Annotated in this window: 18 protein-coding genes; 15 read left to right on the forward strand and 3 right to left on the reverse strand. The window is 63.0% G+C overall.

Annotation, left to right across the window (positions count from 1 at the left end):
• Nucleotide 1: 1 nt before the first annotated feature.
• From MKW15_RS21295 to MKW15_RS21305, 3 genes are read left to right on the forward strand one after another with little or no spacing between them, the layout of a single operon-like run.
• Complete coding sequence (locus MKW15_RS21295; RefSeq protein WP_240861839.1) at nucleotides 2-916, forward strand: hypothetical protein; 915 nt, start codon at nucleotides 2-4, stop codon at nucleotides 914-916.
• Between the two features lies 1 nt (nucleotide 917).
• Entirely contained in the window at nucleotides 918-2,714 is a 1,797-nt protein-coding gene (locus tag MKW15_RS21300) for a Gp37-like protein (protein ID WP_240861840.1), read from the forward strand.
• Nucleotides 2,711-3,031, forward strand: coding sequence for a hypothetical protein (locus tag MKW15_RS21305; protein ID WP_240861842.1), 321 nt, complete (start codon nucleotides 2,711-2,713; stop codon nucleotides 3,029-3,031). Before MKW15_RS21300 ends, MKW15_RS21305 begins: the two co-directional genes overlap by 4 nt.
• Here the strand turns inward: MKW15_RS21305 and MKW15_RS21310 are convergent.
• Nucleotides 3,028-3,222, reverse strand: coding sequence for a hypothetical protein (locus MKW15_RS21310; RefSeq protein WP_240861844.1), 195 nt, complete (start codon nucleotides 3,220-3,222; stop codon nucleotides 3,028-3,030). The two genes, MKW15_RS21305 and MKW15_RS21310, sit on opposite strands and share 4 nt — an antisense overlap.
• A gap of 66 nt (nucleotides 3,223-3,288) precedes the next feature.
• Here MKW15_RS21310 and MKW15_RS21315 point away from each other — a divergent pair, with 66 nt between their 5' ends.
• The 10 genes from MKW15_RS21315 to MKW15_RS21360 all read left to right on the forward strand — a co-directional run bounded on the left by MKW15_RS21315 (nucleotide 3,289) and on the right by MKW15_RS21360 (nucleotide 9,550).
• A complete protein-coding gene (locus MKW15_RS21315; protein WP_240861877.1) occupies nucleotides 3,289-3,930 on the forward strand; it encodes a C39 family peptidase in 642 nt (213 codons plus the stop codon).
• Between the two features lie 26 nt (nucleotides 3,931-3,956).
• On the forward strand, nucleotides 3,957-4,832 hold the full coding sequence (locus MKW15_RS21320; RefSeq protein WP_240861846.1) for a glycoside hydrolase family 19 protein: 876 nt from the start codon (nucleotides 3,957-3,959) through the stop codon (nucleotides 4,830-4,832).
• Between the two features lie 3 nt (nucleotides 4,833-4,835).
• Nucleotides 4,836-5,063, forward strand: coding sequence for a holin (locus tag MKW15_RS21325; protein WP_240861848.1), 228 nt, complete (start codon nucleotides 4,836-4,838; stop codon nucleotides 5,061-5,063).
• 1 nt (nucleotide 5,064) lies between these two features.
• Nucleotides 5,065-5,571 carry a hypothetical protein gene (locus MKW15_RS21330; protein WP_240861850.1) on the forward strand — a complete coding sequence of 169 codons (507 nt, stop codon included), beginning with the start codon at nucleotides 5,065-5,067 and terminating at the stop codon, nucleotides 5,569-5,571.
• Nucleotides 5,568-5,876 carry a hypothetical protein gene (locus MKW15_RS21335; protein ID WP_240861852.1) on the forward strand — a complete coding sequence of 103 codons (309 nt, stop codon included), beginning with the start codon at nucleotides 5,568-5,570 and terminating at the stop codon, nucleotides 5,874-5,876. The genes MKW15_RS21330 and MKW15_RS21335 overlap by 4 nt, the downstream gene beginning before the upstream one ends.
• Nucleotides 5,873-6,595, forward strand: a complete 723-nt coding sequence (locus MKW15_RS21340) for a cutinase family protein (RefSeq protein WP_240861854.1) — start codon at nucleotides 5,873-5,875, stop codon at nucleotides 6,593-6,595. The genes MKW15_RS21335 and MKW15_RS21340 overlap by 4 nt, the downstream gene beginning before the upstream one ends.
• Nucleotides 6,592-7,986: a glycine-rich domain-containing protein gene (locus MKW15_RS21345; RefSeq protein WP_240861879.1), complete on the forward strand. Its 1,395-nt coding sequence runs from the start codon at nucleotides 6,592-6,594 to the stop codon at nucleotides 7,984-7,986. The genes MKW15_RS21340 and MKW15_RS21345 overlap by 4 nt, the downstream gene beginning before the upstream one ends.
• A gap of 7 nt (nucleotides 7,987-7,993) precedes the next feature.
• The gene (locus tag MKW15_RS21350; protein ID WP_240861856.1) at nucleotides 7,994-8,362 is read left to right on the forward strand and encodes a DUF7572 family protein; all 369 of its coding nucleotides are present in this window, start codon (nucleotides 7,994-7,996) and stop codon (nucleotides 8,360-8,362) included.
• 67 nt (nucleotides 8,363-8,429) lie between these two features.
• Entirely contained in the window at nucleotides 8,430-8,948 is a 519-nt protein-coding gene (locus MKW15_RS21355) for a hypothetical protein (RefSeq protein ID WP_240861858.1), read from the forward strand.
• 107 nt (nucleotides 8,949-9,055) lie between these two features.
• Nucleotides 9,056-9,550 carry a hypothetical protein gene (locus MKW15_RS21360; protein WP_240861860.1) on the forward strand — a complete coding sequence of 165 codons (495 nt, stop codon included), beginning with the start codon at nucleotides 9,056-9,058 and terminating at the stop codon, nucleotides 9,548-9,550.
• Between the two features lie 89 nt (nucleotides 9,551-9,639).
• Here the strand turns inward: MKW15_RS21360 and MKW15_RS21365 are convergent, their stop codons facing one another.
• Nucleotides 9,640-9,786: a hypothetical protein gene (locus tag MKW15_RS21365; protein ID WP_240861862.1), complete on the reverse strand. Its 147-nt coding sequence runs from the start codon at nucleotides 9,784-9,786 to the stop codon at nucleotides 9,640-9,642.
• 100 nt (nucleotides 9,787-9,886) lie between these two features.
• Here MKW15_RS21365 and MKW15_RS21370 point away from each other — a divergent pair, with 100 nt between their 5' ends.
• Nucleotides 9,887-11,119, forward strand: a complete 1,233-nt coding sequence (locus MKW15_RS21370) for an SGNH/GDSL hydrolase family protein (RefSeq protein WP_240861864.1) — start codon at nucleotides 9,887-9,889, stop codon at nucleotides 11,117-11,119.
• 159 nt (nucleotides 11,120-11,278) lie between these two features.
• Here MKW15_RS21370 and MKW15_RS21375 read toward each other — a convergent pair whose 3' ends face one another.
• Complete coding sequence (locus MKW15_RS21375; protein ID WP_240861867.1) at nucleotides 11,279-11,473, reverse strand: hypothetical protein; 195 nt, start codon at nucleotides 11,471-11,473, stop codon at nucleotides 11,279-11,281.
• A gap of 101 nt (nucleotides 11,474-11,574) precedes the next feature.
• On the opposite strand from MKW15_RS21375, the gene MKW15_RS21380 reads away from it, so the two are divergent.
• Nucleotides 11,575-11,715, forward strand: coding sequence for a hypothetical protein (locus tag MKW15_RS21380; RefSeq protein WP_240861869.1), 141 nt, complete (start codon nucleotides 11,575-11,577; stop codon nucleotides 11,713-11,715).
• Nucleotides 11,716-11,832: the final 117 nt, after the last annotated feature.

The raw sequence follows: 11,832 nt of genomic DNA on the forward strand, positions 1-11,832 counted from the left end.
CATGGGCTGGAATGGGCGTGCTCGGATCAGTCTGGTGACTGAGGATGAGTCGGTACTTGTGTCCGGTGGTGACCGCTCCGAGTGGGAGGGCATCAAGCTCAACGAAGACCCTGACGGCATGTTCGACACCGAGGTCGAGTTGAAAACGATTGATGTGGCCGGGATGCCGGGCGGGTTCGACGGCGGCGAGGAAACACCCGTCCGTACCCTGACGTTGCCGTTCAACTGCTACGACATGGGCGACGGTATCGAGGCCACCATATCGAGGCTGCGCCGTCTGTTGTGGCGCAGAACATTCGAGTGGCACTACGAAACCGAATACTCTGGTCTGCGGTGGCTGAAGTGTAAGCGGTCCAAGTCGATCAAGGTGAACCCCAAGCGGGACTGGAACATAGACAACTATGCGCTTGCCACAGTTGAGGCGGTCGCACTGAACCCGGACTACGAGTCGGAGCCGCACCAGGTGATCGCCACCAATCCATCTGCGGGTGAAAACACGGTGTGGGTGCCGGCATGGAATCCGACAGACCGGCCTGCGTGGCCGATCTGGTCGATCAAACCGAATGGCGGAGAGTGCCAGGTGTCGTTGCCGGACTTCAGTTTCGGCAACGAGCAGGAGATCGACCAAACGGGGAACTGGCAGCCCGGAGACCACGCTGACCGCATGATCACGTTGGAGCCGACCGAACAGTTTGTGTCGGTAATGGCGCACCCGATGATGGACCCCTACGTTGCCAGCGACCTGTCAAACTTCGACGGACAGATGGGGGCGGTCGAACCTCTGTACTGGATACCGGAATACACCGCGTCAGAAGACGATCCGGTGATGCTACCGGTGATCATCGACGGACCGGCGGGTGCCCAGGTGAAGTTACGGTTGCGCCGATTCTGGTCCGCAGAAATGGGCGGCGAGTAGGTTGGCCGGCGTCATCGTCGCGTTCACTGGTGACGACATAGACGACTTCGACCAGTGGGCGCAGGAGATTCGGGAAACCCGCATCTCACGCATCGCTCGCCCTGCGCGCGTCGAGTTGTATGACGGTGACTGGAATTTTCGTGGTACGGCTCATGCGCGGCTCGCCGGTTCGATGAATCTGAAAGAGAACGATACCGGTTCGATCCAGTTCGAGTTGCCGATAGCGCAGTCGAAACTCACGCCGTTCACTGGTGACGACATCGATGACTTCGACCGGTGGGCTTCCGAGATGGAGGATCACCGCTCAACGTTCCTCGCGCATTGGGCACTCAACAAAGAGGACCGTGACACTTCCAACATCCACGTCATTGTGGAGAAGGATGGGGCACGTGTCGGTGGGCGCACTGACCCGAAAACCGGTGTGCGGCTCCAGCGGTCAACGAAGGACGGCGATCGTGTCGTCCTGGAGTTCCTTGACGACATGCAGGAACTCAAGCATGTGCACATGGCGGCGGCTCCGTTCCTACCGGTGTCGCTGATCCAGTTGCCGAAGGTGCAGTTTTTGGTTGCGCCGGCCGACTGGGGCGGGTTGGCATCTCTTGGAGTGAACGTGCTCCGCAACCAGGGCACCAATTTCAACATGAACTTGGACATCCTCGACTCGTCTACGTGGACTGGCGGGTTGTGGGCTCAGGCGCAGATCATCCCTATCCCGCGGCCACTCACGTCATCGGTCGCACCGCCGACACTCATCACCGGCACGATCAAGCAGTCGTGGCTGGAGGTGATGGCTCCGATCCTTGAGGATGCGGAGCTGATGGTTGTTCCTCGACGATTCAAAACTGGTGACCCTGAACCGTTTCCGGGTGCTGGGACGTCGTGGCGCAACGGAACCCTGTTCGTTGACATTGTGGACAAGTCGGGGTGGAGGTCGGGCACATCGATCGCCGGGAACCTTGCTACGGGTATGGCGCGTGCCATCGCGAACGTCACCTCGGACTACGTTGAGGACTCCTACGACCTGCTGACCGGCGATCCGGTAGACGTCGAGGGCTACCGCCTGCCGGGATTCCTGTCGTCACAGCCACCACGCCCGTATGCGGTGTATCGAGACGGACAGATCACCGGAATGACCGACTTTGACCTGTCGCGCGGTGCGGGCGGGCCGTGTCGAATCACGGCGGGCGGAAAGTCCATGCCGGGCGTCAACGAGCTGTACGAGGCCGTGATCGGATACGCCGGAGATGTGCTGGGGGACAACCTCGGTGCCGTGATCGGCGTCGGCGTCGGCGTGAACATCAACGTGGGCAGCCTGGGCAATATCCTCTGGGCTTTCACTGGCCCAATCCTTCGGGATTCCACACTTGCGCACATGTCAGTCCCCCTACTGTTGCGTGCCGCGGAACAAGGGTGGGGGCACTGGTTGGAAACGGCCGCCTCTGGTGTCACGCAGTCGTATACCCCTGCGGCGCTTGTGGATCTGCGGAAACGTCGCCGAGAGACCGACCCAGATACATCTTTCTCATTCTCGGTGACGTCGGGTGCTCCGTGGCAGATCGGCGACAACGGCCAGGGACACTGGTGGCTAGGTGATCGGGTTGGTGCGACGGCGAAATACCTTGGTGCTCGGGTGTTTGTGTGCCGGTGTCGTGAATTGTCGCTACCGCTTGGTGGGTCAGATTCGGCGGTGTGGAATGCAAAGTTCGGTGACCGCCGCGCGAAACAGGACCCTATGGAGAAGGCTATCGGACTCATCAGCACAGCGATGGGCGCGCTTCAGGAGATCGGAATCGGATGAGTGACAAAGATAAGTCTGATCGGGTGGATGTGTTGGCGAAGGCTGTGGCTTTCGCTATGTACACGCATCAGTATCCGATCTCAATGCCGGCGGTCCGTCAGATTGCCGAGTTGTTGGATGATTGCGGTGTTCGGCAGACCGACGAGAAGGCTACGGAGATCACACTTCCGGGTGTGATGTTGGAGCGGCTGCGGGAGGGGTCGACGGAGGTGCCTGATCCGATTGACCTCTCGACGCCACAGGAGACACCGCGCGTGCGGAAAGCTCCGAAGCGGCCGAAGCGTATCCCGAAGGACCGCATGGGGGTTGTGGGTTAGCAGGTGAAGCGCCACACGCCGGATTCGCGGACCCACTGGTTGGTTTCGGGTTTGCTGTCGGTGCGGGGTGGTGACTGTCCCGGGCTTGTGATGGTGACCGTGGTCGGCGTGGTGTTGTCGCCGTCGTTTGAGCAGCCCGCGACGACGAGGGTGGCGAAGGTAGCGAGCAGGACTATGGCCGCACGTTTCATCTACGCATGATCCCACGCCGCACCCGATCGCGGCTGTCATTCTCTCGACATCAAGGAGGTGCGGTGATGCAAGGTGACGTCACGCTCCCGTATGACGGCAGTTTCCCAGCGGTGTCGCAAGACACCTACTACTGGTGCGGTCCGGCGTCGACCCAGCAGGCGCTCATTGTGCGGGGTATCCGCATGTCGGAGCGCGACATCGCAGCCGCACTCGGCACAACAGAGAACGGCACCAATCATGTCGGGCTGATAGCGAACTACCTGAACCGCCGGCTCGGCGCTCCGGGGTATGTGGTGCGCACGATCGCCGATCCGGCGTCGAAGGCGGCGACGGACCTGTACTTCGACGACATCTGCCGCTCGATCAACGCAGGGTTCGGTGTCGTCGACAACGTGATGGTGCCGCCGTCGAACTATCCGCGCGGGGCACGCGGCGAGAATGTCCGATACTCGGGCGGGGTGGTGTATCACTACCGGTTCATTGCGGGCTACAACCGGGCGCGACGCGAGGTCTTGGTGATCGATTCGGGGTTCTCGCCGAATGTCTACTGGCAGAAGGTCGACAAGTCGGCGACATGTGTGGCGGGTAAGGGGTACACGGCGTGCCCGGTCGGGTCGGTCGAGAAGGACACATTCTTGCCTGGCCTCACCGCCGCGCAGCAGCGCGACGTGTGGTCGGGGTTCGCACAGTTGGCGGGGCCGTCATAATGGACGCGACAACGCTCGGTGATGCAATGGGCTGGACACTCACCCATGCCCGATACGAACAACTCCTGCCCGCGTATCTCAAGGCGATGCAGTGGGCGAACATCACGACGCCAGATCGCGCGGCGATGTTCGCGGCGCAGCTCGGCCACGAGTCCGTGGGGCTCAAGTATCAGAACGAGATCGCGGACGGCAGCGCGTATGAGTGGCGCTCGGACCTCGGCAACACGCAGGCGGGTGACGGGCGTCGGTTCAAGGGTCACGGCTGGATTCAGGTGACTGGTCGTGCGAATCACACGGCGGTGTCGCAGTGGGCCTACCACCAGGGCATCGTCCCGACGCCGCGGTTCTTCGTCGACAATCCGGTGGCGCTCGGCGATGACACGTACTGCTGGGTCGGTCCGGCCTGGTATTGGACGGTCGCACGTCCGCAGCTCAATGCGATGTGCGACGCCCGCGATCTCGTCGGCGTGACGCGGGCCATCAACGGCGGAACCAACGGGCTCGACGACCGCCGAAACCGATACAACCGGTGCCTACAGATGGGTGCCGCTCTACTCCCGGAGGAGTTTCTCATGGCACTGAACGATGTAGAACAGAAGACGGTGTGGTCGGGTGCCGCGCAGGTGAACGGGGCCAGCTCGAGCGTGAGGAAGGCTCCGGCGTGGCTGGCGAAGTTCCTGCCCAAGAGCTTCCGCGACGCGGATGGCCCGTGGGTGCGGGACGAGATCGACGCAATCGTAAACGAGGTCGTCACCGGCACTTTCACGTTCTCGCCCGACGACACGATCGACTTCGGCGCAGGTCCGGTGCGGTTGGTGGATGTGCCGCCGACGCAGCCGGTGAATCTTGTGACGCTGTTGCGGATCAACGCGGCGCACGCGGTCGCGGCGAAGGGGAAGTGACCCATGTTCTCGGTCTCGTTCTGGAAGGATGCCGGCGAACGCGCGGTCAAGAGCGCGGCGCAGGCTGCGATGCTTGCGGTCGGTGGTGACACGATCAACGTGTGGTCGCTCGATTGGGTGACGGTCGCGGGTGTCGGGCTCGGTGGTGGTGTGCTGTCGCTGCTGACGTCGTTGGCGTCGGAACGTATCGGCACCAAGGGCACCGCGTCGGCCGTGAGCGTCGAGCGGTGACATGTCGCTCGCCGCGTTGGGTGGTGATCCGCTGATGGCGCCGTCGATTCGCCGGCTGGTGCGGGCGGCTACCATTCTGCGCCGCGACTTCTGGGACGTCCTCGACTCCGATGCCGTGTTCATCTATCAGTCGACGGTGTATCCGCTGATCTTGGTGGCCGGTATCCAGATGTGGTGCACGCAAGTTCCGCGCGCACTGGATGTGGCGTTGCAGGACAACGTGCAGGATGTGTGGTTGGCGCTGACGATCATCGGGCCACTCACGACGTTGATCGGGGTGTTGTGGCATGAGCGCGACCAGTATGCGTCTGCGCTGATCCAGATGTCGGGGAATGTGATGGCGGGCACGGTGTTTGCGACCTACATCCTTGCGGTGGTTGACCAGAATTGGGCGAAGGGTGTGTTTGCGCCGTTCGTGTTCGCGGGGTTGGCGTTGTGGTCACTTCTGCTCGCTGTCCGGGACTTCCGGAAGACGCTGCGGGTGGAACGTCAGATTGGGAAGCGGTGAACGCGGCGACGGTCACCACGATTGCCGGTGTGGTGGTCGCGGTGACGCCGTTGACGATCTGGTTGTTGACGCGGTTCTCGTCGGCGAAGGAGCAGCGGGCATCGCTGGCGGCGGCGGACTCGAAGCTTGCGATCGACTACCAGCAGCTCGCGGAGACGGAGCGGGCGGCGGCGGCGAAGGTTCGTCGGGCCGCGCACCGTTTGGTGCGGGTTGTTCGGGATGTGCTGCCTACGTTGCGGGTTGCCGATCCGGACCAGGCTGACGCGGTGACTTCGGAGGTTGACGCATTGGATGACCTGATATGAGCCCGCGCATGGAGTTGTGCTGGCTGGACGGGACGTGGTGTGGCCGTGGTGGTTCGATGCCGTCCGAGGCGTTGCGGCGGGCGCTGGACCCCGAGTTGGTGCGCTTCCGGTATGTCGAGTACCCGGCGACGTACGGCCCCGCGACTGGCATCGGTGATCCGTCGTATGCGGAGTCGGTGCGCGCCGGGATGAAGGCTTTGCGTGATGCGGTGCGGGCGTCCGATCTGCCGTGCATCGTCTCGGGCTACTCGCAGGGTGGTTCTGCTGCGGTGCGGTTCGCCCGCGACATCCTGCCCGCCGCACACGACTTGGATGTGCGGGCGGTGGCGACGATGGGTGATCCGCACCAGGAGCGCCATGGCGGTCGGTCGGGGATTGCGGGCCCGCTGTCGACGCCGAGACCGCGCCTGTCGGTCTGGGCGCCGGGTGATCCGATCGCGGACCTGCCCGACGGCTGCCCGCTGCGCAGCATCGCGGACCTGACGGAGTGGATGTCGCTGCGCAGCTTCGAGGACGGGCAGGATTGGGCGCTCGACATCTTCGAGCGTGTGACGCAGATGCGCGCGCAGGCGTGGTGGCAGCCATGGCGTTGGCCGGATTTGTCGGCGGCCGGAGGGTATGCGCTCGGCTACCTGCAGGGCGATGCGCACATGCGCAGATATGTCAGCGGCGGTCACGCGGTTCGGCTGGCCCGGATGATCGAGGGGGTGGCGCTGTGACTTTGCCGATCGGGTCGTACGATCCGGACAATCTTCCGGTCGGTGTGTACAAGCCTGAAGATCTTGGGACTGTGTTGCAGGATCACACGGCGGAGACGGCTCGTGTGTCGATGGCGTCACGGTTCCCGGCGTTCATGTCGGGGGAGTCTTCGGGTGCGGCGTCGGATGTGGATGGCCCGTTGGGGTGGTTGGTGTCGGCTGTGGCGCAGGCGCAGTCGGCTGTGGCGCAGGCTGATCCGGCAGATATCAAGGGTCCGGATGATTTGTTGGATCTCGCGCATGATGTGATTTCGGATCTGCCTGTGGTGGGCAAGTTTGTCGAGTTGTGGGATGCGATGAATGGCGACTATGACGGGGATGATCCTGTGTTGCAGTTCATTTCGTTGTTGTTTGCTCCGTTGCGCCGGTTCATTGAGATCATCACGGGTGCGGGGGGTGGGTTGGGGGCGGCTGTTGAGGATGTGACGGGGTTCTTCGACAATTGGAAGGCATGGTCGCAAGGCGAGTCGATCGGGGCTGACCCGGCAGGATTCTTCACGGGTATAGGGCATGTGGCGCAATCGATTTCGAATGCCATCTTCAATGGCTGGTTCGGGTCTGGCGCTACGGGTGATCCGGCCGAGGTGCAAACCACGATCGAGGCTGTCAAAGATGCTGTGCTCAACGGCTATACGGTCACCACGATCACGTCTACTACTGCGGGATGGTCGGTGCCATCAGGCTTGACGGAACTCTCGGTCTCGATCATTGGCGGCGGCGAGAACGGCGCTGCTAGATCTGGATACAACGGCGGAAACGGTGGCCGTGGAGGTGGGCACACCGTACTCCAGCTCGATCCGACCGCGCACTCGACTTTGGATATTACGGTCGGCACAGCGGGCGGACACACAATCGTGCGTGCAGGCAATGTGTCTCCACATACGGGGGCGGTGCTCGCGGAGGTGGGTGCTGGAATGTCCGGTGGCACACCGTCTGCGGGCGGTATGGCAATGGCTCCAGTGTCGTCCGGCCCGTCTGGTGGTGGTGGTGGTGGAGCGGCGAGTAATAATTTAGCTCCCGACCCTGGTAGTGGTGGCGGATCGGGGCAGCCTGGGGAGTCGTCTGATGATGGCGGCGGCGGTGCTGCTGGCACGCCGTACGAGACAGCGTTGACGGCACCCGCTGCGGGCAATGCTGCCGGTAACGCGCGGTCGGCTGCGAGCTTCCCCAAGGCCGGAGGGTCGGGCGGCGGTGGCGGTGATGGTGGTGGCTTCTACATCACGGGCGGTACCGGCGATAGCGGGAAGGCTGGCGGATATCCCGGCGGCGGTGGCGGCGGTGGTGGCGGTGGTGGCGCGGGTGGCGCGGGTGGCGCGGGTGCTTCCGGTGTCTGCTGGCTGTTCTACAAGTGAGGACGAGATGACCGAAACCGCAACTCTTTTGGCCGAGAATCTTTCCCAGTTCTGTCCGGTCACCAACCACTATCAATGCTCGGATGGGAAGTACCTCCTGGTCACCTATCCACGCCTGGAGGTGCTGGGCGAGCTGGCGAATCTTCAGATCATGGCGGGTGCGCTGGCAGCGCTTGGCCTGGCCCCCGGTCCTGTGTCGATCACCCATCAGCCGAAGAATACTGAGGTTTTCCTGTGCGATGGGGACGCGGTCGTGCTCGACTCCGATGGCGATCCGGCGAATGGTATGACGCCATTGCTGGTGTGTGACGGCCCACTGCCTGTGGCAGATGCTCTCGCATCTCTCGGGTACACCCTGGTCGAACCTCAAGTGTGACAACTGAATAACCCTCCACCCTCGGCAGACGTCGGGGGTGTTCCTCATGCCCGAAAGGGGGCAGGCAATGGCAGAAATCAGCTTCACCATCGACGACGGATTCCTCGGCGCCACAGCCGTACAATCCAAGCGTCTCGGATTCCGGCCACGCACCGAGTTTGTCGGCGCCGACGGATCAGTCATCTACAAGCGCACCGCCTACACCAACTACACGGTCGGCGTCGAGCACACCATCGACCTCGAGCCCGGACCCTGGGAGCTGCACGGCGTCCGCACTCCATCCATCCAGTTCGACGTCCCCGACGAAGGTGGCGCACTCCAAGACCTGATCACCCTCGGCATCCCGAATGGATCCCCGGTCACGTCATTGACTGCCGCGGTGGATGCGTGGCTTGATGCGCAGGGCATCACGCCGACCGACAACGCGACAGTCGCCGGCTACGTCGCGTCGTCGGGTGCGACTCGTGCCGCGGTGGACGCGCGGGTGACAGAGGTCGGCGACGCGCGGTACTCGCAGATCCCCGAAGGGTCTACCGCTCCATCATCCCCAGCCGTCGGGGACCTCTGGCTGGACACGTCCGCATGACCCCAAAAACATGCCCTGAACTGGTAAAATCGACCATGAAAGTATGGACCTCGGCGGGTGCTGGTAACACCCCCGAGGCGCGGCCAAACCTGTATGAGAGGTTCGACATGTCCAATGGTAAGTCCTGGCGTTGCTGCGTGAAATGTGGGGAGACGAAACCCGAGTCCGAGTTCTACGCCGACGGCGTGCAGAAGGGTCGACACCGACCGAAGCGTCGACTGAAGTGCCGCCAGTGCACGCGCGCACAGATGCGCAAGCGTTACGAAGACCGACGCCGCGAGATCGACGAGTACAAGTCGGCGCGTGGATGCGCCGACTGTGGTTGGAACAAACACCCGCGCGCACTCGACTTCGACCATCTCCCCGGCAGCGGCAAGGAGTACATCGTCTCCCAGCTCGTCACCGGGAATTACCCCATGACAAAGGTGTGGGCGGAGATCGCCAAGTGCGAAGTGGTGTGCTCCAACTGCCACCGAATCCGAACCGCCGAACGCGAGTCCGGCAACACCGCGTGGGATCTGAGGTTCAGCAGTAAGACCGCAGATGAGATCGGCCAGGCAGATACACGCCCACCGTTTGAGCAACTAACTCTGGAGGTTTGATCCATGTCCACACTGAAGCGTTGGAACGGCACTGAGTGGCGTCCAGTGGGCTCCGATACGTTCCTCACGCAAGCGGATGCTGCGACCAATTATGCCCCGATCGGATCGGCGGGGACGACCACCGTCGAGGGGCTGACCGATGCAACCACGGTGGGTAAGGCGGTGGTCAAGGCTGCCGACGCGGCAGCGGCGCGTGCCGCCATCGGGGCAGGCACGTCGACCCTCGGGATCGGCACGACCGGCTCCACGGCAGCGGCAGGCAATGATCCCCGGCTCTCGGATCAGCGCACCCCGACAGACAACTCGGTCACTGCCGTCAAGCTGGCGAATGGGTCGGTGCAGAACGCGAAGATAGCCGACAGCGCGGTGACCCCGGCGAAGCTGTACCCGTCCGGCGTAACCCCCACGGCGAAGCACTTCTACCGTGGCGATGGCATCTGGGCGACCCCGAAGCAGCCTCTACTTGGGTCGCTGATGGCGCAGAATCGGGGCATCTATCCAGCCTCGGACATCACGTCGGTCACGCAATCGACCACCACCACCAGCTCCGCAGTGTTCAAGCGGTGGGACGCGGCGAACGCGTACCGTCCGGTGGGATGCACCCTCACGCAATCGGTGGCCGGCGATGCCAATCAAGGCTGCCGCAACTCCATCACCGGAGTATCAACCACCACACTGTCTTCGACGCCGTACGCTATCGAGACGGTCGCCTCGGCGCAGACGGTGCGCATCTGGCTCTATACCACGGTCGCTACATCGGACATGATGATCTTCGTGGACGGGCAGAAGCTACAGCCTGCCGACATTGTGTTCACGACCGCTGGCGTGCAGCAGGTGGAGATTGTGTTTGCGACGGCACGCACACGCACACTCAAGGTAGTGTTCTCGGGCAATCAAAGCTTCGTCGGCCTTGGTGCTCCGTCTGGCATTTTCACCGCACCAGCACCGGCCAAGCGGGTGCGGTGCGCGGTTGTGGGCGACTCCTACGTGCAGGGCGCCTCCCCATCGAATGTTTTTGCTGGCGGTTTCGCGCAGCGGTTCGCGCACCGCACCGGCTGGGATGTCTACAACCTCGGCATCGCATCCAGTGGGTACAAGGCGGTCGCCGCAAGCGATGCCACCACCCCATACAACTCGACCGAGCGGAAGAACGCGCTCGCCGCAATCGGCAATCTGGATGTCATCATCTTCTTCGGCACCGCCAACGACCAAGGCCAGTCACAATCGGACGTGCAGTCTGCCGCGAACGCCGCATGGACAGCAGCCAAGACCGCATACCCGACCGCCACGCTGATCGTCGTCGGTGTCGAATCCGGGCTCGGCTCCACCTACAACACGCTCAATTCGTGGATCATCTCGGCGGCGCAGGCCAATGCCAGCGTGGATGCGGTGCTCGATCTGCGCACCGATGCCGTCACCTACGGCACCGGGTACGCCGGATCGCCCACGGGTGACGGCACAGCCGACCTCTACCTCTCGACCGACAATCTGCATATGACGGTCGCGGGACACGAAGCGCATGAGGCGTGGCTGACGCGTCGGGTCGCGGCGGTCGCGATGGCCGCATGACCCGCCCATAACGCGAAGATTCCAGGGTGTTATATGGCGGGAATCCCGTTTGGGCACGGTAGAATTGGAGACGCAATACGACGGCGACCCCTGTCGAAGCTGGCACTTCGGCAGGGGTCTAAGCCGTCGGGGCTCTTTTCGTCGTTGCGGGGGCTGGTGTCAGCGCACCCCGTCGCGGATTTGGTAGGTGCGGCGCTTGGAGACGCCGGTGAGGCCGGCGATCTGTGGGCCGGTCAGCCCCGCGTCGAATGCGGCCCGTACGAGTGTCTCCATCTCGGTGGCGGCGTCGAGGGTCTCGGTGTGTGCGGCAGCTCGGCGAGCACGGTTGGCGGTGAGTTGGTATTCAATGCCCATGCGTCGAGTGTAGCAAGTTTCCCCAGCTACGTGTTGCATCCAGCAGGGGAAGCGTGCTACACTTGAGACACAAGCAAGGAACACCGACCGAAAGGCCCGACATGAACGCCAACCAGATCACCAAAGCCCAGCAGGAACTCGTGGCCGAGTTCAACGCCGGCCGGATCGACGCCCGCACCGCCAACGCCGAGATGGAAATCCTGATGGAGCTCGCCGAGTACGCAGCCACGGACGCAGCCTGACCACCTTCACGCGCCCCACACCAACCCAGGTGTGGGGCGATTCTTTCATCTGAGGGCTGATCGGACCGTTAGGAGTAAGCGTAAGAGTAAGTCGGAATCCAAAAATAGGCTCTGACC

Origin of the sequence: Gordonia gummivorans (assembly GCF_022513585.1) — a bacterium.
GTDB lineage: Bacteria > Actinomycetota > Actinomycetes > Mycobacteriales > Mycobacteriaceae > Gordonia.

Coding starts and splice junctions, on each gene's coding strand:
- MKW15_RS21340 (WP_240861854.1), top strand. CDS start 5,873: ATGAGCCCGCGCATGGAGTTGTGCTGGCTGGACGGGACGTGGTGTGGC.
- MKW15_RS21320 (WP_240861846.1), top strand. CDS start 3,957: ATGGGCTGGACACTCACCCATGCCCGATACGAACAACTCCTGCCCGCG.
- MKW15_RS21310 (WP_240861844.1), bottom strand. CDS start 3,222: ATGAAACGTGCGGCCATAGTCCTGCTCGCTACCTTCGCCACCCTCGTC.
- MKW15_RS21380 (WP_240861869.1), top strand. CDS start 11,575: ATGAACGCCAACCAGATCACCAAAGCCCAGCAGGAACTCGTGGCCGAG.
- MKW15_RS21305 (WP_240861842.1), top strand. CDS start 2,711: ATGAGTGACAAAGATAAGTCTGATCGGGTGGATGTGTTGGCGAAGGCT.
- MKW15_RS21325 (WP_240861848.1), top strand. CDS start 4,836: ATGTTCTCGGTCTCGTTCTGGAAGGATGCCGGCGAACGCGCGGTCAAG.
- MKW15_RS21375 (WP_240861867.1), bottom strand. CDS start 11,473: ATGGGCATTGAATACCAACTCACCGCCAACCGTGCTCGCCGAGCTGCC.
- MKW15_RS21355 (WP_240861858.1), top strand. CDS start 8,430: ATGGCAGAAATCAGCTTCACCATCGACGACGGATTCCTCGGCGCCACA.
- MKW15_RS21315 (WP_240861877.1), top strand. CDS start 3,289: ATGCAAGGTGACGTCACGCTCCCGTATGACGGCAGTTTCCCAGCGGTG.
- MKW15_RS21360 (WP_240861860.1), top strand. CDS start 9,056: ATGTCCAATGGTAAGTCCTGGCGTTGCTGCGTGAAATGTGGGGAGACG.
- MKW15_RS21350 (WP_240861856.1), top strand. CDS start 7,994: ATGACCGAAACCGCAACTCTTTTGGCCGAGAATCTTTCCCAGTTCTGT.
- MKW15_RS21295 (WP_240861839.1), top strand. CDS start 2: ATGGGCTGGAATGGGCGTGCTCGGATCAGTCTGGTGACTGAGGATGAG.
- MKW15_RS21330 (WP_240861850.1), top strand. CDS start 5,065: ATGTCGCTCGCCGCGTTGGGTGGTGATCCGCTGATGGCGCCGTCGATT.